Here is a 20209-nt window from a genome sequence, read left to right on the forward strand (position 1 = left end):
AGCGCTTATATAGGATGTAAAGGGAGAGCTTATGAAATCGTTGTTAGGCGCTGTTATAATTGCTGTTTTCGCAGGTAGCGGGCAGGCCCAGACCCTGTTCAGTCCAGACCTTCCGCTTATGGTTCTGCAGGCCAGTGAGACAGATTTGAGCGAATTTAAGTGGAAATACCGTCCCGTGATCGTCTTTGCCGATAGCGTGGATGACCCCGCCTTTATCGAACAAATGGAGCTGCTCAATTTAAGGGCCGAGGAACTGTCCGTGCGGGATGTGGTTGTGATCGTGGATACGGATCCCGACGCACGCAGCGATATCAGGCTCAAGATGAGGCCGCGTGGCTTCATGCTGACGCTGGTGGGCAAGGACGGCAATGTGGCGATACGCAAACCTTTCCCCTGGAGCGTGCGCGAAATTACCCGCAGCATCGACAAAATGCCCATGCGCCAGCGCGAGATCCGCGAAGCAAAAGAAGCGCCGGAAGGGTAAGCCGCAGCCAGCCCGAAGATATGATGGCTGTCAGCCACACGAACGGACGTCAACGTCCTGCATCGAGAGCTACTATCCCGCTCACTAATACCTGTCAGAACATCCAAGCTTTTGCCCGCGCCCTTTCGGGCGCGGCACAGCAACGGAGCCATCTGGATATGAGCGGCGGGAAGCATCAAAGCCTCACTCGAACTCCATGATGATGTCATCAACCGCAAGGCTGTCGCCCGCGCTGGCGTTGATCTTGGTCACCACGCCTTTGCGCTCCGCGCGCAGGATGTTTTCCATCTTCATCGCTTCGATGGTGCAAAGGGCCTGCCCTTCCTGCACTTCGTCGCCAACGGCCGCATCCAGTTTCACAACCAGACCAGGCATTGGGCAGAGAAGCAGCTTAGACGTATCCGGCGGCACTTTGACAGGCATCTTGCGCGCCATTTCGGCCTGAAGCGGGGTGCGCACGTGCACCTTGATGTCCGCGCCACGGGTGCGGATGCGGAAACCACCCGAGATTTTACCCACTTTAAGCACCAAAGGTGCGTCACCCACTGTCATCGTGGCAAGCTGGTCACCCGGTGTCCAGTTACCTGAGACCCGCAGCGCGGTACCGTCTTCGAACGTAACAGTTGCGCCGTCGTGATCAGCGGCGATGCTCACGTCAAAGCTGTGATCCTGCAACGCAACATTCCACTCGGCGCCGACTTTGCGTTCGTGGTTGTCCATACGCCCTGATACCCGCGCGCGGCGGATTTCAGCGACACGGTGCATGGCAGCTGTTGCAGCCGCGATACGGCGAAGCTCGCCCTCGGCCAGCGTCACACCCTCAAAACCATCGGGGTACTCTTCCTCGATGAAAGCAGTTGTAATGTCACCGGATACGAATTTCGGATGATCCATCACAGCGCTCAGGAAAGGAAGGTTATGGCCGATGCCTTCGACTTCGAAACTATCAAGAGCCACACGCATCCGCTCGATGGCTTCCCCGCGCGTCGGTGCCCATGTGCACAGCTTAGCGATCATAGGGTCATAATACATTGAGATTTCGCCGCCCTCGTAGACGCCGGTATCATTGCGCACGGCGGTCTCGCCTGCGGGCGCATCATCCTGCCATTTGCCATTGTCGAGCAGCGGGCCTGCGGCAATCTCGGCTGGTGGACGATAGCGCGTAAGGCGGCCAATCGACGGCAGGAAGCCACGATATGGGTCTTCCGCATACAGACGGTTTTCAATGGCCCAACCGTTGATCTTCACATCTTCTTGCTTGATCGACAAAGGCTCACCGTTTGCCACACGGATCATCTGCTCAACCAGATCAACGCCGGTGATCAGCTCGGTCACAGGGTGTTCCACCTGCAAACGTGTATTCATCTCAAGGAAGTAAAAGTTCTTGTTTCCATCGACGATGAATTCGACGGTACCAGCACTGGTGTAACCCACCGCTTGCGCAAGCGCGACGGACTGCTCCCCCATGGCTTTGCGCGTCGCTTCATCTAGGAAAGGCGACGGTGCTTCTTCGACAACCTTTTGGTTGCGGCGTTGGATGGAGCATTCACGCTCGTTCAGGTAAATGCCGTTGCCGTGGGCGTCACAAAGCACCTGAATTTCGATGTGGCGCGGCTGGGTGACGAATTTCTCGATGAAGATACGGTCATCGCCGAAAGAGTTCGCCGCTTCGTTCTTGGAGGATTGGAAGCCTTCGCGGGCCTCTTCGTCGTTCCAAGCGATCCGCATCCCCTTGCCTCCACCGCCAGCAGACGCTTTGAGCATGACAGGGTAGCCAACCTGGTTGGAGATTTTCACCGCCTCGTCCGCATCCGCAATCAAACCCATGTGGCCCGGCACAGTGTTAACACCCGCCTCTTGAGCGATCTTCTTGGAGGTGATCTTGTCGCCCATCTTTTCAATGGCACCAACTGGGGGGCCGACAAAGGCAACACCAGCCGCGCTAAGCGCTTCTGCGAATTTGGAGTTCTCGGAGAGGAAGCCATAACCGGGGTGAACCGCCTGCGCGCCAGAGGCTTTGACCGCCGCCATCACTTTGTCGATCACGATATAGGATTGGTTGGCAGGGGGCGGGCCTATGTGGATCGCCTCATCCGCCATTTGCACATGCAGCGCCTGCTTGTCGGCGTCCGAATAGATCGCAACGGTTTGGATGCCCATTTTGCGCGCTGTCTTGATGACGCGGCAGGCAATCTCGCCACGGTTGGCGATCAGGATCTTATTGAACATATGCTTGTCCCTTTTGGTGGTGAAAGAGGTTGGTGAAACGACAGAACCCGCGCAGGCGTAATGCCTGTGCGGGTTTTGCTGTTCGTACGAATGCGGGCCGAAGCCCGATTGTCAGATTAGTTGCATTTGACCAGTTTGCTCTGGCAGGCAAGAACGTTTGCCCCTGCGCCCAAAGCGGCGCCTTGTGCAATGCTGCCACTCGTGACGACTGCTGCGCCTGCGCCAATAGCCGCGCCGCCAAGAGCCTGATCGCCCAATGTGTCACCACAAGCCGCAAGGCCTGCAGCTGCTGTAAGCGCGAGAATAAATTTCGGAAAGCCCATTGCCTAAATCCCTTTTTAATGTTGTTCGCAGTACCAACGCGCGGGCGGTTGTTACGTTCCCGCCCTTGCCGTGCAAACAACCCCAAAAGGACGGGCAGCGCGGCTGGGGTACTTGCCTGCTGCCCATCAAATGAGGGGGTTTCATTTTGAGACGGGAAACGCACAAAGCAGCTACCCTGACGCGTCACCATCGTCACCTTGGCCACAAACAGAGCCACTGCACACCCCATGCGACACACGCGGCGGCTGTCGGCTAAGGTCTGCCTATATGTGAAGAGGCTGCGCAAAAACATGCCGATCAATCTTCCACAATATGCGGATAGGATTGTTTTGCGGCGTGCAAATCGATGACCAGCATCGCTTCGTAGTCCGAAGCATCAAAAGGGTCCGTCGCAGGGATGACCTCACGGCCATAAAGCCACGACAAGCGGCCTACGTCCAGATTGCCCCGCTCGAACGGTTCAGCACCGAAATGCTCCCAGAGCGCCTTAAAGAACGCCTCGTCCGCCCGGCGGTCAGGTGGACGACGATCCGACCTGCGCTCACGACGGGTGAGTTCGGTGGCGCCTTTGGGATTGGCGCGGCGGAGGGTGAATTGAAAATCAGTGCCGGGCAGACGGCCCGGAAATCCTCGGTGTTTGAGCATGTAAGCTAGTGCCATGCTGCGCCCTCCGCGATGAGAGGGCGGGTCAGGACGGACGCGAACGCCCGTCCTGCTGATTGTCGCTTATTTGTATTTGCCTGTGTAGACGGGCTCTTGGCTGATCGGCTCTGGATCAACCACGACAAATTCTTCGACCTGCTGCTCGCGTGCACAGGCAGCAACCAAGACCATGAGGCCGAGAGTTGCCAACAATTTGATGTTCTTCGACATCTGTAGCTCCTGTAACTTGTTGTACGGGACGGTTTATCGAAACCTGCCATATTTCCCGCAATTAATGCAGGCCGCACACATGTACGGCCTATGGGCATCATACCCAAGTCCGAAGCGTCTTGATATGTGGATAAAACTGTGTCCAAATTCTGTTACTCCAAAGTCGCAACTGTGCGAGGCGATTGATACCGCGCCGCAAGATATTGTGTATACATCAAAAATCGTCCCATATGCAGACACCGTCCTCCTCTCGGAAGGACTCGAAATACTGGACTGCGTCAGGATCGGGCTGTCCAAATTCCGTGATCCGGTCCATGAAAGAGATCACGATCTTGTCGGCAGTCAGCGCATAATCTGCCATGTACCCCATAGCAAACGTCTGGCACAGGTGCAGCATGTCTTCGCCTGCCGTGTCATACGTGATCTGCCCCTCGCCAGCAGCGATTTGCGGCGCAAGATAGCGAAAGCGAAGCCATGTGACGGTCTCCTGCGCATCCACCAGCACCTCGTGAAGCGTGACCTCTTGTCCAGATGGCACTTCGGCGGCGGCCAGAGGGTTAGCAAGCATTGCAAGGGCAGCAAGCAGTCTCATGGCGCTTCCGCCGTATGTGTAGCAAACTCGGCAGGCGAGACGATCTCGATCAATTCCATATCGTCCGAGTGGCGGACCTCACGGTGGCGGATGCCTGATGGCTGCAACACGCACGATCCGGCACGCAAAACGTGCTCTCCTTCGCCTTCATATTCAAATACCACCCAACCTTGGGTGACATAAACCATTTGAAAATCCAGATCATGGGTGTGCCACGTGCCCGGGCTTTCCATACCCGTCACGGCACGGATCACATGCGCGCCGAACTTACCATCGGTTGCCTCGGTCACGCCAAGCTGGCGATACTCGAAGAAGGGGCGCAAGCCAGCGCCCTCGAATGCGCCGCTGTCGGCGTGGCTGATGGTGAAGCCGGGTGTCGACCAAAGGCTCATACGCGGGCTCCGGCAATCAGTTGTTGCGCAGTGCCTTGATCAGCTCGTCCTTGTCCATGTCCGAGCGTCCGTCGATCTCCAACTCCTGCGCGCGCGAGTAAAGATCGTCCTTGGTCCAATCCTCGTAAGGTGGCTGACTGGCCCCCTTCACTGATGGATCTTGCTGGTCGTTGGCCTGCGCATTGGCAATCGCGGCGGCCTTCGACTTGGACGCTCCCTGTTCGCGCAAAGCTTCGTAGGTGTCGTCGTCCTTGATAGAATTTCCATGATTTTTGGTCATTGCTGTCTCCTTTAAAAGACAACAACGATAGACAGGCGGCGGTTCCCGCCTGTGTGACCTTGATCAATGAATTGACAGGACGCATTCCGTACTCCTACAGCGGAATGTTGTCGTGTTTTTTCCACGGCATGTTGGACTTCTTGTTACGCAGGCTCGCGAAGGCGCGGGCGATACGCTTACGCGTGCTACGCGGCTGGATCACCTCGTCGATGAACCCGCGCTCGGCGGCGACGAAGGGGTTAGCAAAGCGCGCTTCATAGTCCGCCGCGTGCTGGGCGATCTTTTCAGGGTCTTTGAGGTCCGCGCGATGAATGATCTCTGTCGCACCCTTGGCACCCATCACAGCAATCTCGGATGTGGGCCACGCATAGTTGAAGTCAGAGCGCATGTGCTTGGACGACATCACAACATACGCACCACCGTAGGCCTTACGGGTGATGACAGTGACCATCGGCACAGTCGCTTCGCCATAAGCGAACAACAGCTTCGCGCCGTGCTTGATCACGCCACCGTATTCCTGCGAAGTGCCAGGCAAGAAGCCGGGAACGTCCACGAGTGAGAGGATCGGAATTTCGAACGCATCGCAGAAACGCACAAAGCGTGCAGCTTTGCGCGCGCTGTCAATGTCCAGCACACCCGCCAACACCATTGGCTGGTTGGCAACCACACCGACGGAGCGGCCTTCGATACGGATGAAACCGGTGATGATGTTCTTGGCGAACTCTTCCTGAATTTCGTAAAAGTCGCCCTCATCAGCGAGCTTCAGGATCAGCTCTTTCATGTCGTACGGAGTGTTCGCGCTTTCTGGCACCAGCGTGTCGAGCGATGGCTCGATCCGCTCTGGATCATCAAAGAACGGCCGCACAGGGGGCTTTTCGCGATTGCTGGACGGCAGGAAGTCAACCAAGCGGCGGACCTCTGCCAGCGCCTCGACGTCGTTCTCGAACGCCGCATCTGCGACCGAGGACTTGCGCGTGTGCGTGGATGCGCCGCCCAGTTCCTCTGCTGTGACCTGCTCGTTGGTCACAGTTTTAACCACGTCAGGGCCGGTCACAAACATGTAAGAGCTGTCTTTGACCATGAAAATAAAGTCGGTCATCGCAGGGGAATAAACCGCACCACCGGCACATGGGCCCATGATCACGGAAATCTGTGGCACAACACCGGAGGCTTCGATGTTGCGCTGGAAGATTTCACCATAGCCCGCAAGGCTGTCCACGCCTTCTTGGATGCGCGCACCACCGGAATCGTTAATCCCGATGATCGGCGCGCCGTTTTGAACGGCCATATCCATGATCTTGCAAATCTTCTTGGCGTGCGTTTCGGAAACCGAACCACCCAGAACGGTGAAGTCTTGCGCAAAGACATAGACGAGGCGGCCATTGATGGTGCCCCAACCCGTCACAACGCCGTCGCCCGCTGGCTTTTCCTGCTCCATACCGAAGTCTGTGCAGCGGTGAGTGACAAACATATCGAACTCTTCGAACGAGCCTTCGTCCAACAGAAGATGCACACGCTCACGCGCGGTCAGCTTGCCGCGCCCGTGCTGAGCGTCGATACGGTGCTGACCCCCACCAAGGCGCGCTGTGTCGCGGCGATCGTCAAGCTGTTGCAGAATATCTTTCATGGACGGCTCCTCCCAACGGATTATCTTGCCGTTTGTATCCGAGAGGCCGCAGGAGACAAAGTGCCATTTAGCAACTTTGCAAAGTATTTTCAGCGACCTATCTGCAAATTGCAAAATAGCTAATTACGCGCGGTAAAACCCAAGCCCTATCGACAAGCCCAAATTGCCGACCTAGATAGTTAACAATGCAACAGATCAGAGAAGATCTCCAGCCGGTAAAGCTCGGCGATCGGAGAACCCCGCCACACATTTTGACATTAATCTTGCTAGCCGGCATGTCGGCTTGCGTGATGAACATGTTCCTGCCGAGCCTGCCCAGCATGGCTGCCCATTTCGAAACCGATTACGCGGTCATGCAGCTTTCTGTGGCGGTCTACCTCGGATTTTCGGCTATCTTGCAAATTTTTGTCGGTCCGTTGTCGGACAAACTGGGCCGTCGCCCCGTGATCCTTTGGGGCTTGATCCTGTTTTTGATTGCCACCGTGGGATGTATCTACGCCCCCTCAATCGAGGCATTCCTGACCTTCCGGATGATGCAGGCCGCCATCGCCACTTCGATGGTGCTGAGCCGTGCTGCGGTGCGCGACATGTATGCACAAGATCAGGCAGCTTCGATGATCGGATATGTCACGATGGGCATGGCCGTGGTCCCAATGATCAGCCCTGCCATTGGCGGCGTGCTGGATCACTGGTTCGGCTGGGAGGCCGTCTTCTGGGCATTGTTCTTGATGGGTGCGGCCACCCTTTGGTTGGCTTGGAGCGATATGGGCGAGACTGCGATTACTTCCACCAAATCGCTCACCGCGCAGTTTGCCGAATACCCCGAACTTCTGCGCAGCACGCGGTTCTGGGGTTACGCATTGGCCTCCGGTTTTAGTTCGGGCGCGTTCTTTGCCTATCTGGGCGGCGCTCCCTTCGTGGGGCAAGAAGTCTTTGGCCTTACGCCTGAAAAACTAGGCCTGTTTTTTGGCGCGCCTGCAGTGGGCTATTTCATCGGCAACTTCCTGACCGGTCGCTTCGCCCACAAATATGGCGTGAACCAGATGGTCCTGTGGGGCTGTTGCGCCAATGCCTTTGGTGGCACGATATCGCTGCTGATATTCGCGGCAGGCTACGGCACAGCATTCAGCTTCTTTGGCTTGATGACATTTGTCGGCTTGGGCAATGGGCTTACCATCCCCAATGCCACGGCAGGCATGCTGTCGGTCCGACCACATCTGGCGGGCACGGCATCAGGCCTTGGTGGCGCGATCATGATCGGCGGCGGTGCGGGCCTTAGCGCATGGGTGGGTGTCTTGCTCACACCGGAATCAGGCGCATTCCCGCTGCTGTGGATGATGCTGGTCACTGCGCTGCTCGGCCTTGTGTCGATTTTGGTGGTGATGCGCCGTGAACGGAGTCTGGCACAGGCCTCAACCTCCCCCTTGTGAGGGCGACTTTGCAAAGTTAGTCTTGGCGCACAGCTAATTTGCAAAGGGCGCCCGATGGCCATACAAAAACTTTATGCAGGCAGCAAGCTGCGCGAACAGCGCCTGCGCGTCAGCCTTACTCAAAAGGACTTTGCAGCCCGTCTGGGTGTCTCCCTACCCTATCTGAACCAGATGGAGAATAACAACCGGCCTGTATCTACGTCGGTGGTCTTGGCGCTAGCGTCCGAATTTGGCATGGATGTGACCGAGCTTAGTTCGGGCGACAGCGACCGGCTTGCGAGCGATATGCAGGAAGTGCTTGCAGATCCTCTTTTCGCTGGCTTGGTTCCTCCGGTCGCTGACGTGCGGCTCACCGCCTCGAATGCGCCGGGCCTTGCGCGGGCCTTTATCTCGCTGCACCAAAGCTACCGTCAGGCGCATGAACGGCTCGCCTCTCTGGACGAAGCATTGGGGCGCGAGGATTCCCGCGCCACACCAAGCCCGTGGGAAGAGGTCCGTGACTTTTTCCACTACTGCGACAATTATATTGATGCCGTAGACCGCACCGCAGAGCATTTTGCAGAGCGCGCCGCTACGCCTGCGCACATTCGCTCGGTTGCTCTTGAGGCGCTGGCAGCGGCTGGTTTAACCGTCGCATTCACCGATATGGATGCGCTGCGTTTGTTGGAGCCTGAACGGGCAATTCTACACATCTCGGCCCGCGCCAAACCCGAAACCCAAACCTTTCAGCTTTTGCTTCAGGTCGCGCTGACCAGACAGGACGCACTGATTGAGGCCACACTGGATTTGGCGCGGTTCCATTCGACCGCCGCGCGCGACATCGCCAAGATCGGTCTGGCCAACTATTTTGCCGGTGCAGCGCTCCTGCCCTACCGTGCGTTTCAGGCCCATGCGCAGACCTGCCGCCATGACCTCGAAGTTATGGCCCAGCATTTCGGGGCTTCGATTGAACAGATCGCCCACCGGCTGTCCACCTTGCAGCGCCCCGGCGCCAAGGGCCTGCCCTTTTTCTTTGTCCGCGTTGATCAGGCCGGTACAATCACCAAACGCCACTCTGCCACGCGGTTGCAGTTTGCGCGCTTTGGTGGAGCCTGCCCCCTGTGGAACGTCCACCGCGCTTTTGAGACTCCGGGCCAGTTCCTGCGCCAACTCGCTGAGACGCCAGACGGAGTTCGCTATATCTCTATTGCGCGGGACATCTCCAAATCAGCTGGGCGCTTTGGCGCACCAACACGGCGATTTGCCATCGCTCTGGGGTGCGAGGTGCGACATGCTCCACAGCTTGTCTATGCCGATGGTCTGGACCTAAGCCGCGATAGCGCGTTTGAGCCGATAGGCATCTCCTGCCGCATCTGTGCGCGCAAAACCTGCCATCAACGTGCCGTGCCACCGTTGGAGCGCAATCTGATCGTGGACCCCGATCGACGTGACATACTGCCCTACCGCGTGGATTAAATCCGCGATTTTCGCCATCCTGCGGCGCGGGCCTCTGCTTCGGAGCAGAACCACAGTTCACCCTTGTTCAGACTGATTCTTGTCTTGTCGTAATGCTTCTGACCGGGAACGTGATAGATGCGGTCCCCCTTGGCTGTCATATTTCCTTTGATTTTGCAGTTACCATTCACCAGCGGCTTGATCTCTGGCTTACCCAGTCTTCGGTGCTGTTCTGGCGTTTGCATTTTGACAGCGTGCAATCCGCGATCACGTGCGGCTGCTTCACGCTCCAACGCCACGTAGTCGGCGCCATACTTCGGATAAGCAAAGGCCATGCCCTCACGCACCAACCATGTTCCCACATCCTCGCCCAAGGCAGTACAACGCGCCACAGTCCGACCATAGCGATCCGTGTCCAATGCCTCACAATTTGCGGTCACGCCAGAATAGCGGTCAGAGACCACTTTTGTAACCCAGCCTCCACAGGCCCAGTCTTTCCCCTGCTTTGTCTCGCAAATCTGGTCACTTTCGGGCGCATCAATCGCATGCAGCCGCACCTTTATGCCCGCAACTTCGAAGGTATCACCGTCAATCACACGAATGGGCCCGCTTAAGCCAACCCCACTCCAGTTCGCTTGCAGGTTGCCACCGGAAAACCCCAGCGCAGCAATGCCTAATGTGAACAAAAGCGCTATCCGCCAGCGCCGCGCGATATATGAAAATGAAACAGCCATCAGGACTGCGTGTGCACAGGCTTCATGCCAACAAGCTATTACGCTTCATGCAAAAGGTTAACAAAAAGTTAACGGGCGCCCATCAGACGCCCGTTTCATAAACCTTTATCGTTGCTGGGTCTGCCACTCCGGATGAATCCAGGGTGTGTCGTTTGACGCAGCCAGAGGCTCCTTGCCCAATACGTGATCCGCGATCTTTTCGCCAACCATGATCGAGGGCGCATTGAGGTTTCCGTTGGTAATCCGCGGGAAGATCGAGCTGTCTGCGACCCGCAGTCCCTCGACCCCGATCACACGACCTTGGGCATCCACCACTGCATCCGGATCATCCACGCGGCCCATTTTGCAGGTCCCGCACGGGTGATAGGCGCTTTCGGCATGCTCGCGGACGAAGGCGTCAATCTCAGCGTCTGATTGCACATCAGCACCCGGCTGGATCTCGTGCTTCACAAACGGCTTGAACGCTTCCTGCCCAAAAATTTCACGCGTCAGGCGGATGCAACGACGCCATTCCTCCCAGTCCTGTTCTTCAGACATATAGTTAAAAAGTATCTTAGGCTTGTCGGCAGAATCCGCCGACCGCAGCGACACACGCCCGCGCGAGATCGAACGCATTGGCCCCACATGCGCCTGAAACCCGTGACCCTCTGCCGCTGCTTGTCCGTCATACCGCACCGCAATGGGCAAGAAGTGATACTGGATGTCGGGGTACGCAATACCCGCGCGGCTGCGGATAAAGGCGGCGCTTTCGAACTGGTTCGAGGCGCCCATGCCCTTTTTGAAGAACAACCACTGCGCGCCGATCACCGCCTTGGACAGCACATTCCAGTGCTTATAAAGCGTGATCGGCTGGCTTGCGGCCATCTGCATATAGACCTCAAGATGGTCTTGCAGATTGCCACCCACACCGGGCCTGTCGGCGACAACGTCAATGCCATGTTCTTTGAGGTGATCCGCAGGGCCAATTCCCGACAGCATCAGCAGCTTTGGCGAATTGATAGAGGACGCCGCAAGGATCACTTCACGTCGCGCCCGCAGGATTTCGGTTTTGCCGCCGCGCAGCACCTCGACCCCAACAGCACGTCCATCTTCAATGACAATGCGTTGCGCCAACGCCCGCGTGAGCGAGACGTTCTCGCGCTTAAGCGCGGGACGCAGATAGGCGTTGGCCGCAGACCAGCGGCGGCCGTTGTACACCGTCTGCTCCATCGGGCCGAAGCCTTCCTGTTTTTGGCCGTTGTAGTCGTCTGTCGCCTCATAACCCGCCTGTTTCCCCGCCTCGACAAAGGCTTCGAAAAGTGGATTTTTTCGCGGGCCCCGGCTGACATGCAGGGGGCCATCCTTGCCGCGCCAGTAGCTGTCACCGCCATGGCCCCCGTCGTGCCACGTTTCCATGCGTCGGAAATAGGGCAACACGTCGGCATAGCTCCACCCGTCCGCGCCGCTGTCACGCCAGTGGTCATAATCCATCGCATGGCCACGGACATAAACCATGCCGTTAATCGACGAAGAGCCGCCGATCACCTTTCCACGCGGTACAACCAAACTGCGCCCATCCAGATGCGGCTCAGCCTCAGACATATAGCCCCAGTCGTAGCGCTTCATGTTCATCGGATAGCTGAGTGCCGCAGGCATCTGGATGAACGGCCCCGCATCGGTGCCGCCATGCTCAATCACCAGCACGGTTTCCCCGGCCTCGCCCAAACGGTACGCCATTGCGCAACCGGCGCTACCAGCGCCAACAATGATATAATCAGCTTCCATAATTCTCACTCACCTCTCGTGATTCTGTGGCGGGTCAAGGAGGCCGCAGGCCCCCGGCGAAAGCCGGGCTTGTCCTTGAGGCGCCACAGAATCGCACCCAGACTTGGCAGGGTGACTTGAGGGTCACATTGATCCCTCAAGCACCTCTCAGCAGAAAGGCAAACACCCCTCGACCCAAACTGCCGCATATTTTCTGCTAGAACGCTGGCACCCATCTCCAAAAATGGAATGTGCGCCAGCGCTCCGGCAGGTCACGCCCCCTGCTAGAAGGGAGCTTCCAGATCACCCATCCGCACGTAGACGGATTTGATCTGGCTGTAGTGTTCAATCGCCGCTTTGGAGTTCTCGCGACCCACACCAGAGGCTTTCACCCCACCAAAAGGCGCCTCGACGGGCGCATCGTTGTAGGTGTTGATGTAGCACGTACCCGCTTCGAACCCTGCCGCAACACGGTGCGCACGGCTTAGATCGCGGGTGAATACACCGGCGGCCAGACCGAATTCTGTGTCATTGGCGCGCGCCAGAACATCGGCTTCGTCCTCGAAATCCAGCACCGCCATGACGGGTCCGAAAATCTCTTCACGGGCGATGGTCATATCGTCGGTGACATCAGCGAAAACCGTGGGCTGCATGTAGAAACCCTCGCCCTCGATGGCCTTGCCGCCATAAACCAGCCGCGCACCTTCTGCTTCGCCTTTGGCGATATAGCCCAGCGCGATGTCCATCTGCTGCTTGGAAACCATCGGACCAAAGCTGGTCGCGGGGTCCATCGGGTCACCGATCACCGCATTTGCCAGACGCTCGGATAAACGCTTGAGGAACGCTTCCTTGATGTCTTTGTGGACGAACACGCGCGTCCCGTTCGAGCAGACCTGACCAGAGCTGTAGAAGTTGCCCAAGATCGCGCCGGAGACTGCGTTTTCAATGTCTGCGTCCTCGAACACGATCATGGGGGATTTACCGCCCAACTCCATCGTGACGTGCTTCATGTCGGCAGCCGCTGCGGCATAAACTTTGCGGCCAGTTGGCACCGAGCCTGTGAGGGAAACTTTGTCAACGCGCGGGTCGGTCACAAGTGCGGCCCCGACGTCGCCAAAGCCCTGGACCACATTATAAAGTCCAGCAGGCAGACCCGCTTCATGCAGAATCTCGGCCACTTTCAAAGCGCACAGCGGCGTTGTCTCGGACGGCTTAAAGATAACAGAGTTACCGCAGGCCAGCGCCGGTGCGCCTTTCCAGCAAGCGATCTGCGTGGGGTAGTTCCATGCGCCGATACCAACGCAGAGGCCCAGCGCTTCGCGGCGGGTATAGACCCAATCTTCGCCCAGTTGGATGTGTTCGCCCGTCAAGGTTGCAGCCATGCCACCGAAATATTCAAGCGCATCCGCTCCAGAAGTCGCATCCGCAACGGAGGTTTCCTGATACGGCTTGCCGGTGTCGTAGGTCTCTAGGACTGACAGATCATGGTTGCGTTCACGCATAATGTCAGCGGCGCGGCGCAGGATACGGCCGCGCTCGGTGCCGGTCATCGCGGCCCAGCTGTGCTGCGCCTTTTTTGCTGCGGCTATGGCACGCTCGATGATCGCGGGCGTGGCGGCATGGACAGTGGCAATGACGGCACCGGTGGCAGGATAGATCACCTCAATCGGTGTTCCTGCGGTGTCTTCGACATATTCGCCGTCGATGAAATGGCTGGCGGTAGGTTGGGTGTTCATGAGTTTCTTTCTTGTCAGATGCGGCCCCGTAGGGCGTATCCGCGCGGGGCCTTTGGTTTCAGAAGCTACGCGTTAGTTAAGCGGCGCGGCCTGCCCATCAAGGATGGACAGTTTGTGACGTTTTACGAAGAACATATAGGCAAGAGCGGCGAGGTAGATGCCGATCACCAAGGTGCCGACCCACTGGATCTGCAACCACTGGCTTTGGAACAGCAGTGTCAGCACAAACAGGCCAACCGCATTTGCCAGCACATAGGACACTGTACCAAAACGCTCTGTCGTGAGGTTGAGGTTGTCCGTGTACAGACGGATCAGCGAGTCAAACGAGTTGATCACAAACACGATGCCAACAATGGTCATTGCCCAGTTCGGCAAACCAGCAGTCCCGATCCCGTTGAGGTGGTAGAAGTAGAGAACGGAGAACCACAGACCAAGCGGGATGGAGGGGAAGATCAACAGCGACGCAAGCAGCTGCCATGTCTTCAGACCGCCCACAAAGCGGCTTACAAACTGGCCGATCATGATGGACCACGCAAACCACCAGAACAGGTAGAACTCGTGGTAGTCTGTCAGCGGGATGATGAACTTGTGCAGGTTGGTAAAGTAACCACCGATATCGCTGCCCGAAGACGCCAGATCACCCACTGTCATGCCCGCATTGAGGTACATGTAGAGGATTAGCGCAAAGAACAAGAAGGTCGAGCTGACCGAGAGGACTTTGACGAACTTGATGTCAGTCGAGCTGAAGGCCGCCACGAGGATCACAAGGAAACAGATCACGTAGAAGACCGGCAGGATCGTCTCGCCATCGCCTACTTCGGCGATATAGTATGGCATGTAGATCAGGAACAACGCGCCAGTGAAGGCACAGGTCGTGATGATCACGACGTTGTTCAGCAGCTTAACGGCCGGAATTTCAAAGAACTTGACCCGCGGTTCGATCGCACAGAAGTAGAATGTGGTCAGGAAGTAGAAGGCCCAGATCAAAAAGCCCCAAAAGCCGAACTCGAGCGCCAGCGGATTGGTGAAGCCATAGGCAGGCTCTGTCGCCGTGTCCGCGTAAAGCGGGAAATCGAACGCCAGAGGGAACATGATCAGCCCGACATCAAGGCCGGACGTGAAGAGGATGGCGATGAACACAAACAGCGACACAGGTTGTGTCCCCGTCAGCGTCAAATTCCACCATTTGATGGTGCAGAAGATCACCAGTGCGAAGGCAAGGATCGCTCCAAAGGAGATGATTGAGGTTAACATTTTCGTCCCTATTGGTTGTTTCGGGTGCTTTCTTATGCCCAGCAGACCTGCACCCAACGGGGCTGCCGGTATTTGTCACTCTCCGCGCGGAAAGCGTTTATTCTCTTCGAGCACGTTGAGGTCCATGTGGTTGCGCATATACGCCTCGGAGGCATCGCGCAAAGGCTGGTAGTCCCACGGATAGTACCCGCCCGAACGCAGCGCCTCATAGACCACCCAGCGGCGGGCCTGAGATTTGCGCACGTCAGCGTCATAGGCATCCAGATCCCAACGGGCCTCCGATTTGGCGCGCAATTGCGTCAGTGTGCCTGCATGCGCGGGCACCTCTGCCAGATTGCGCAGCTCATGCGGATCAGCCTCAAGATCGAACAACTGGTCGGGGTCCAGCGCACAGCGGTTGTATTTCCACTTGCCATAACGCAACGAAACCATCGGCGCATAAGACGCCTCGGCTGCGTATTCCATCGCCACAGGATCGGTCCGTTCAACGCCCTGCCCCATCGGCACAAGGCTGGTGCCTGTCGTCCACTCTGCAATCTCTGACATATCTACGCCTGCCAGTTCGCACAGGGTCGGGCAGACATCGATATTGCTGACCGGTGTCTTAAGCAGGCCCGCTTCCATCTGCGGCGCTGCAATCATCATGGGTACCCGGGACGAGCCTTCAAGAAAGCTCATCTTGAACCACAGGCCACGCTCGCCCAGCATATCGCCGTGGTCGGAGACGAACACGATGATCGCCTCTTGCCGCGTGTCTTCCAGCGTCTGCAAAATCTTGCCAATCTTGTCGTCGAGATAGCTGATGCTGCCGAAATAGGCACGGCGGGAGCGTTTGATATCTTCTTCGGTGATGTCGAAATCACGCCAGTTGTTGGCGTCAAAGATACGCTTGGAATGGGCGTCGTGGGCATCATAGTCCATGGCGGGAATCTCGGGCAGCAGGTGTTCGCAATCCTCGTAGAGGTCCCAGTATTTCTTGCGCGCCACATAAGGATCGTGGGGATGGGTGAAGCTCGCCGTCAGGCACCACGGGCGCTTGTCCAGCCCACGCGACAGCTCGTATATCTTGCGCGTGGCCTCATAGGCGACGGCATCATCATATTCCATCTGGTTAGATATCTCGGCCACGCCCGCACCTGTGACGCTGCCCATGTTGTGATACCACCAGTCGATCCGCTCTCCCGGTTTGCGGTAATCCGGCGTCCAGCCGAAATCAGCGGGGTAGATATCCGTAGTCAAACGCTCTTCGAAACCGTGCAATTGGTCGGGGCCGACAAAATGCATCTTTCCTGACAGGCAGGTGTAATAGCCCGCGCGGCGCAAATGGTGCGCGTATGTCGGGATGCTGGACGTGAATTCTGCCGCGTTGTCATAGACGCCTGTGGCGCTTGGCAACTGGCCGGACATAAACGCCGCCCGCCCCGGCGCGCAAAGCGGAGAGGCAGTATAGGCGTTCTTGAAACGGGTCGAGCGCGCAGCAAGTTTTTTGAGGTTCGGCGCATGGAGCCAGTCAGCCGGGCCATCGGGAAACAGCGTCCCGTTGAGCTGGTCAACCATCAGGATCAGGATATTCGGCTGGCTCATGCGGGGGTATCCAATAAATGAGAGAGGGTATCGAGGGCAGCCTGACAGGCGGCGTCGCCCGAGCCGGTGTCCGACAGGGCCGCACGCAGGTAAAGCCCGTCAATTAAGGCTGCAACCACTTCGGCATGGGCTTGCGGCGTGTCACTGATCGAGCGCAAGGCATGGGTCAGATTGGTGCGCAGACGTGACTGATAGATCGTCAGCAAGCGCTGGGTTTCTGGCTGTGTGCGCGCGGCGGCATAAAGCGTCATCCATGCGCTTACCGTTGCAGGCGCAAAACAGGTTTGGTCAAAACTTGCGATGATGATGGCATCGGCCCGGGCGCGTGGAGTTTTGGCACCAGCCAAATGATGGCGTACTTGTTCGCCATATTCCGCCAAAATGTGCCGCATCGCAGCAAGGAAGATCTGGTTCTTGCCGCCGAAGTAGTGGTGCGCAAGGGCGGTGGACATTCCAGCCGTCTTCGCGATCTGGCCCACAGTAACGTCAAGCGATTGCGCCCGCCCGATTTCCGCGATCGTGGCCTGCACCAAAGAGGCACGGCGCAGAGGTTCCATCCCTAGCTTCGGCATGAGAATCGAGGCTGTTCAATCATGCCACGGAACCTGAAGGCTTTATATTGATCCGTCAATCAATAAAAAATCAGCCCTTCGTCGCTGAGGCATCCGGTGTAACAGGCCGCCTTAGCATGGCCTCGCGCCATGTGATGAAAGTCACCGAGCTAAGGATGACCACACCACCAATCACCACCCAGATGTCCACAGGTTCGGCAAACCAGATTGCGCCCAACAAGGTCGCCCAGATTAGCTGCAAAAAGGTGACCGGTTGCGTCACGGTCATAGGTGCCGCCGCAAAGGCTAGCGTCATTGTATAGTGCCCAGCCGTGGCAAAAACGGCAACCGCGGCCAAAAACAACAACTCTTGGCCCGTCGGTGTGATCCAGTCGGCGATCGCGAAGGGCGCCAGACCGATCGTGACAAAAACCGATAGCATCGCGACGACGATGCCCGGCTTCAATTCGTCGACAAGAACCTTGGCCACCAGATAGCTGCCCGCAAAGACAAACGCCGCAATCAACATCGCCAAATGGCCCGAGCTGACCTCCCGAAATCCGGGCCGCAAGATGATAGCCGCCCCGACAAGCCCCAATACCACAGCGACAATGCGCCTCGCGGCCAAGCGTTCCCCCAGAAAGAGAGCGGCTCCAACGGTCACGTAGATCGGCGCGAGGTAGTTCATCGCGGTCACTTCGGCGATCGGGATGCGTACCATCGCGTAGAACCACAAGATGACGCCTCCCGCATGGAAGATCCCTCTCAAGGAAAACAATGTCCATTGGCGGCGCGTCAGGTGCGCTGCTCGCAAAGCGCCGAGCGATGGCAGCAGAAAAACAAGGCCCATCGCATAGCGAAGAAACGCAGCTTCGCCCGGAGGCAGACGCGGCCCCATCGTTTTGACCAATGCAGTGACCATGATAAAGCAGCCACCGGTCACAAGCATCCAAAAGATGCCGACTAATGAACGTTGGGGATCGCGTGTTGCCATGCCGCGAGATGACCGCAATACGCGAACCTATGCAAGGGCTTAGTTAAAAAGAAGCGACGCCGAGATGGCCCACATCGTTAAGGCAATAATACCGTCTAATACGCGCCAGCTTAGCGGTTTCGCAAAGATCGGCTGCAACAGACGCGCGCCATAGCCTAGGGCGAAAAAGAATACGACACTGGCCAGCACAGCGCCTGCCCCGAATGAAAGCCGTTCCTCATACTGCGCCGAGATAGAGCCGAGCAGCACCAGCGTATCGAGATACACATGCGGATTGAGAAAAGTCAGAGCCAAAAGGGTCAGAACGGTTTTGCGCAAGGATGCCGGTGCATGGCTGTCTGCCTGCAAAGTTTCGCCCCCACGCCACGCGCTGACAGCATTGCGCCAGCCGTAGACGATCAAGAACGCCGCCCCGCCGTAGCGCATCAGTGTTTCGAACCACGGTGCGGCTTCGGCGAGCGCGCCAAACCCCGCCACCCCCGCAGCAATCAACACCGCATCCGACAGCCCACAGGTCAAGCAAACCCAGAACACATGCTCGCGCCGCAACCCCTGACGCAAAACGAATGCGTTCTGCGCACCAATCGCCACGATCAACGAAAGACTCAGCAAAAATCCCGGTACAAAAGACGAAACCATTTCACCGCCCTTCCATGCTGCACATTTGGGCCGCCATATCCCCCAAGCACAGGTGTGTCGACCCGCTCACAAAGCGGTCACAGAAATGCGTTTTGCCCGTGATGGACGAAAAGACTAATTTGGGCGTGAGAAAAGCATTAATATTTCCTGCGCTTTTCAAAGCTTTGCGTTGAAACTGCTAAATCGCGAAATATTTCGCTCACTCACGTGAAACTGAACGACACCCTCTAGCGTATATACTCATAAATGCCTATCTGCCCCAGACATATGAAGGACGAAGCAGATGACCGACAAGACAAAGAAGCTGGAAGTCAGCCAGGACGAGTTGGATCTCATCGCGAACGCGCTTGAGACACAGACAAAGATTTTAAGCATGCAAGCAAGCGCCGGCGGCCAAGGAGCGCTTGCGCGTCTGAATGCTGTTAAGCGGGTACTGGCAACAGTAACCACGCAGCGTGAAAAAACGCGTCGCCGCCCCGCCGGAGCCAGCGGACTGGGTAACTTGTTGCGCATGATGGGCCAAACGACCTGAACCGACTTCAATTGGCGAGAATATCCAAACCGCCCTTAGGGGCGTTTTTTTTATTGGGCGACGTCCTGCCAGACATGAAAAAACCGCCACGCTTGGCGTGACGCATTCTCACTTATAGGACACAGTTGGCGTCCAGATTTTATCTGGGGGCCTTATTTATAAAGTTGTAGGAAGCGCGGAACGTTGCGCCTCGTTCACCAGATATCAGGGGCTTAGGCTGTTTCATGCGCGCATAAATTTGCGCGAGTTTAGAGCATATAATATCGCGTCACACCGCAAAGCTCCTTGAACAAATGTGATGCAATATCGCGGCACAAACCGGACCTTGGTGCTTTGCGCAGCTAACGGTAGGAATGAGCCAACATCGATTTATTATGCGCGAAGCAGGAATGCCAGCTTTTTCGAGGATGCTCAAAACGACCACCAAGGGCTAATCTGCTTAAAGTCTTTCAATCCCACCAATGCCAGCATATGTTTTCGCCAATTGCCAGTAGATAGTTAGTGGATGGATGTAAGGTCTAAGAATGAGCGAAGTTGAGGGAATTTACACTGCATACTTGACCGGTGCGGCAGGACAAGGAATGGCTATGTTCGTGTTCAGAGACGGAAGAATTGCAGGAGCTGACGTTGCAGGGCTGACTTTCTCAGGGAATTACAAAGTTAATGACTCGCAACTAATAGGAAAAGTAAGCTTTCGGATGCCCGCAGGATCGGTGTCAATAACCTGAAGTGGTCCGGCAAAATTGGACAGCGTGCTAAGATGTATCCAACCCGAAC

At 56.9% G+C, this 20209-nt stretch carries 20 protein-coding genes; 4 read left to right on the plus strand and 16 right to left on the minus strand.

Translation table 11 applies throughout. The annotated features are described in order from the left end of the window. Window positions 1-31: 31 nt before the first annotated feature. The gene (locus V7730_RS14015; RefSeq protein WP_335748222.1) at window positions 32-484 is read left to right on the plus strand and encodes a DUF4174 domain-containing protein; all 453 of its coding nucleotides are present in this window, start codon (window positions 32-34) and stop codon (window positions 482-484) included. Window positions 485-667: 183 nt separating this feature from the next. Here the strand turns inward: V7730_RS14015 and V7730_RS14020 are convergent, their stop codons facing one another. From V7730_RS14020 to V7730_RS14055, 8 genes are all read right to left on the minus strand, one after another. Then, entirely contained in the window at window positions 668-2713 is a 2046-nt protein-coding gene (locus V7730_RS14020) for an acetyl/propionyl/methylcrotonyl-CoA carboxylase subunit alpha (RefSeq protein WP_335748223.1), read from the minus strand. A 116-nt stretch (window positions 2714-2829) separates the two neighbouring features. Further along, the gene (locus tag V7730_RS14025) at window positions 2830-3036 is read right to left on the minus strand and encodes a hypothetical protein (RefSeq protein ID WP_335748224.1); all 207 of its coding nucleotides are present in this window, start codon (window positions 3034-3036) and stop codon (window positions 2830-2832) included. Between the two features lie 298 nt (window positions 3037-3334). Beyond that, entirely contained in the window at window positions 3335-3682 is a 348-nt protein-coding gene (locus V7730_RS14030) for a hypothetical protein (RefSeq protein WP_335748240.1), read from the minus strand. A gap of 81 nt (window positions 3683-3763) precedes the next feature. After that, a complete protein-coding gene (locus V7730_RS14035) occupies window positions 3764-3910 on the minus strand; it encodes a hypothetical protein (protein WP_335748225.1) in 147 nt (48 codons plus the stop codon). 214 nt (window positions 3911-4124) lie between these two features. Further along, window positions 4125-4502 carry a DUF6497 family protein gene (locus V7730_RS14040; RefSeq protein ID WP_335748226.1) on the minus strand — a complete coding sequence of 126 codons (378 nt, stop codon included), beginning with the start codon at window positions 4500-4502 and terminating at the stop codon, window positions 4125-4127. After that, on the minus strand, window positions 4499-4894 hold the full coding sequence (locus V7730_RS14045) for a cupin domain-containing protein (protein ID WP_335748227.1): 396 nt from the start codon (window positions 4892-4894) through the stop codon (window positions 4499-4501). The genes V7730_RS14040 and V7730_RS14045 overlap by 4 nt, the downstream gene beginning before the upstream one ends. A gap of 16 nt (window positions 4895-4910) precedes the next feature. After that, window positions 4911-5174: a DUF7218 family protein gene (locus V7730_RS14050; protein ID WP_335748228.1), complete on the minus strand. Its 264-nt coding sequence runs from the start codon at window positions 5172-5174 to the stop codon at window positions 4911-4913. Window positions 5175-5268: 94 nt separating this feature from the next. Then, entirely contained in the window at window positions 5269-6801 is a 1533-nt protein-coding gene (locus tag V7730_RS14055; protein ID WP_335748229.1) for an acyl-CoA carboxylase subunit beta, read from the minus strand. A gap of 185 nt (window positions 6802-6986) precedes the next feature. Between V7730_RS14055 and V7730_RS14060 the strand changes: the two genes are divergently transcribed. Beyond that, window positions 6987-8231, plus strand: coding sequence for a multidrug effflux MFS transporter (locus tag V7730_RS14060; protein WP_335748230.1), 1245 nt, complete (start codon window positions 6987-6989; stop codon window positions 8229-8231). 54 nt (window positions 8232-8285) lie between these two features. Then, the gene (locus tag V7730_RS14065; protein WP_335748231.1) at window positions 8286-9686 is read left to right on the plus strand and encodes a helix-turn-helix domain-containing protein; all 1401 of its coding nucleotides are present in this window, start codon (window positions 8286-8288) and stop codon (window positions 9684-9686) included. On the opposite strand, the gene V7730_RS14070 is transcribed toward V7730_RS14065, so the two are convergent. The 8 genes from V7730_RS14070 to V7730_RS14105 form a co-directional block, all read right to left on the minus strand. Continuing rightward, entirely contained in the window at window positions 9683-10399 is a 717-nt protein-coding gene (locus V7730_RS14070) for a thermonuclease family protein (protein WP_335748232.1), read from the minus strand. The two genes, V7730_RS14065 and V7730_RS14070, sit on opposite strands and share 4 nt — an antisense overlap. Window positions 10400-10504: 105 nt before the next feature. Then, window positions 10505-12163, minus strand: coding sequence for a choline dehydrogenase (gene betA, locus V7730_RS14075; RefSeq protein WP_335748233.1), 1659 nt, complete (start codon window positions 12161-12163; stop codon window positions 10505-10507). Between the two features lie 263 nt (window positions 12164-12426). Beyond that, on the minus strand, window positions 12427-13878 hold the full coding sequence (betB, locus tag V7730_RS14080; protein ID WP_335748234.1) for a betaine-aldehyde dehydrogenase: 1452 nt from the start codon (window positions 13876-13878) through the stop codon (window positions 12427-12429). 72 nt (window positions 13879-13950) lie between these two features. Further along, window positions 13951-15132, minus strand: coding sequence for a BCCT family transporter (locus V7730_RS14085; protein ID WP_335748235.1), 1182 nt, complete (start codon window positions 15130-15132; stop codon window positions 13951-13953). 75 nt (window positions 15133-15207) lie between these two features. Next, window positions 15208-16716 (minus strand): choline-sulfatase, encoded by a 1509-nt coding sequence (betC, locus tag V7730_RS14090; protein WP_335748236.1) that lies wholly within the window; start codon window positions 16714-16716, stop codon window positions 15208-15210. Next, entirely contained in the window at window positions 16713-17288 is a 576-nt protein-coding gene (gene betI / locus V7730_RS14095) for a choline-binding transcriptional repressor BetI (protein WP_335748237.1), read from the minus strand. The genes betC and betI overlap by 4 nt, the downstream gene beginning before the upstream one ends. 70 nt (window positions 17289-17358) lie before the next feature. Further along, window positions 17359-18261, minus strand: coding sequence for a DMT family transporter (locus V7730_RS14100; RefSeq protein ID WP_335748241.1), 903 nt, complete (start codon window positions 18259-18261; stop codon window positions 17359-17361). A gap of 39 nt (window positions 18262-18300) precedes the next feature. Continuing rightward, complete coding sequence (locus V7730_RS14105; RefSeq protein ID WP_335748238.1) at window positions 18301-18900, minus strand: LysE/ArgO family amino acid transporter; 600 nt, start codon at window positions 18898-18900, stop codon at window positions 18301-18303. 283 nt (window positions 18901-19183) lie between these two features. Between V7730_RS14105 and V7730_RS14110 the strand changes: the two genes are divergently transcribed. Further along, window positions 19184-19432 carry a hypothetical protein gene (locus V7730_RS14110; RefSeq protein WP_335748239.1) on the plus strand — a complete coding sequence of 83 codons (249 nt, stop codon included), beginning with the start codon at window positions 19184-19186 and terminating at the stop codon, window positions 19430-19432. Window positions 19433-20209 lie beyond the last annotated feature (777 nt).

Origin of the sequence: Sulfitobacter sp., from assembly GCF_036961165.1 — a bacterium.
Taxonomy (GTDB): Bacteria; Pseudomonadota; Alphaproteobacteria; order Rhodobacterales; family Rhodobacteraceae; genus Sulfitobacter.

Bases quoted from the DNA above. Each gene is read 5' to 3' on its own strand.
- V7730_RS14100 (WP_335748241.1), bottom strand. From the start codon at position 18,261: ATGGCAACACGCGATCCCCAACGTTCATTAGTCGGCATCTTTTGGATG.
- betC (WP_335748236.1), bottom strand. From the start codon at position 16,716: ATGAGCCAGCCGAATATCCTGATCCTGATGGTTGACCAGCTCAACGGG.
- betI (WP_335748237.1), bottom strand. From the start codon at position 17,288: ATGCCGAAGCTAGGGATGGAACCTCTGCGCCGTGCCTCTTTGGTGCAG.
- V7730_RS14045 (WP_335748227.1), bottom strand. From the start codon at position 4,894: ATGAGCCTTTGGTCGACACCCGGCTTCACCATCAGCCACGCCGACAGC.
- V7730_RS14030 (WP_335748240.1), bottom strand. From the start codon at position 3,682: ATGCTCAAACACCGAGGATTTCCGGGCCGTCTGCCCGGCACTGATTTT.
- V7730_RS14015 (WP_335748222.1), top strand. From the start codon at position 32: ATGAAATCGTTGTTAGGCGCTGTTATAATTGCTGTTTTCGCAGGTAGC.
- betB (WP_335748234.1), bottom strand. From the start codon at position 13,878: ATGAACACCCAACCTACCGCCAGCCATTTCATCGACGGCGAATATGTC.
- V7730_RS14070 (WP_335748232.1), bottom strand. From the start codon at position 10,399: ATGGCTGTTTCATTTTCATATATCGCGCGGCGCTGGCGGATAGCGCTT.
- V7730_RS14065 (WP_335748231.1), top strand. From the start codon at position 8,286: ATGGCCATACAAAAACTTTATGCAGGCAGCAAGCTGCGCGAACAGCGC.
- V7730_RS14110 (WP_335748239.1), top strand. From the start codon at position 19,184: ATGACCGACAAGACAAAGAAGCTGGAAGTCAGCCAGGACGAGTTGGAT.
- V7730_RS14025 (WP_335748224.1), bottom strand. From the start codon at position 3,036: ATGGGCTTTCCGAAATTTATTCTCGCGCTTACAGCAGCTGCAGGCCTT.
- V7730_RS14040 (WP_335748226.1), bottom strand. From the start codon at position 4,502: ATGAGACTGCTTGCTGCCCTTGCAATGCTTGCTAACCCTCTGGCCGCC.
- V7730_RS14085 (WP_335748235.1), bottom strand. From the start codon at position 15,132: ATGTTAACCTCAATCATCTCCTTTGGAGCGATCCTTGCCTTCGCACTG.
- betA (WP_335748233.1), bottom strand. From the start codon at position 12,163: ATGGAAGCTGATTATATCATTGTTGGCGCTGGTAGCGCCGGTTGCGCA.
- V7730_RS14035 (WP_335748225.1), bottom strand. From the start codon at position 3,910: ATGTCGAAGAACATCAAATTGTTGGCAACTCTCGGCCTCATGGTCTTG.
- V7730_RS14020 (WP_335748223.1), bottom strand. From the start codon at position 2,713: ATGTTCAATAAGATCCTGATCGCCAACCGTGGCGAGATTGCCTGCCGC.
- V7730_RS14055 (WP_335748229.1), bottom strand. From the start codon at position 6,801: ATGAAAGATATTCTGCAACAGCTTGACGATCGCCGCGACACAGCGCGC.
- V7730_RS14060 (WP_335748230.1), top strand. From the start codon at position 6,987: ATGCAACAGATCAGAGAAGATCTCCAGCCGGTAAAGCTCGGCGATCGG.
- V7730_RS14050 (WP_335748228.1), bottom strand. From the start codon at position 5,174: ATGACCAAAAATCATGGAAATTCTATCAAGGACGACGACACCTACGAA.
- V7730_RS14105 (WP_335748238.1), bottom strand. From the start codon at position 18,900: ATGGTTTCGTCTTTTGTACCGGGATTTTTGCTGAGTCTTTCGTTGATC.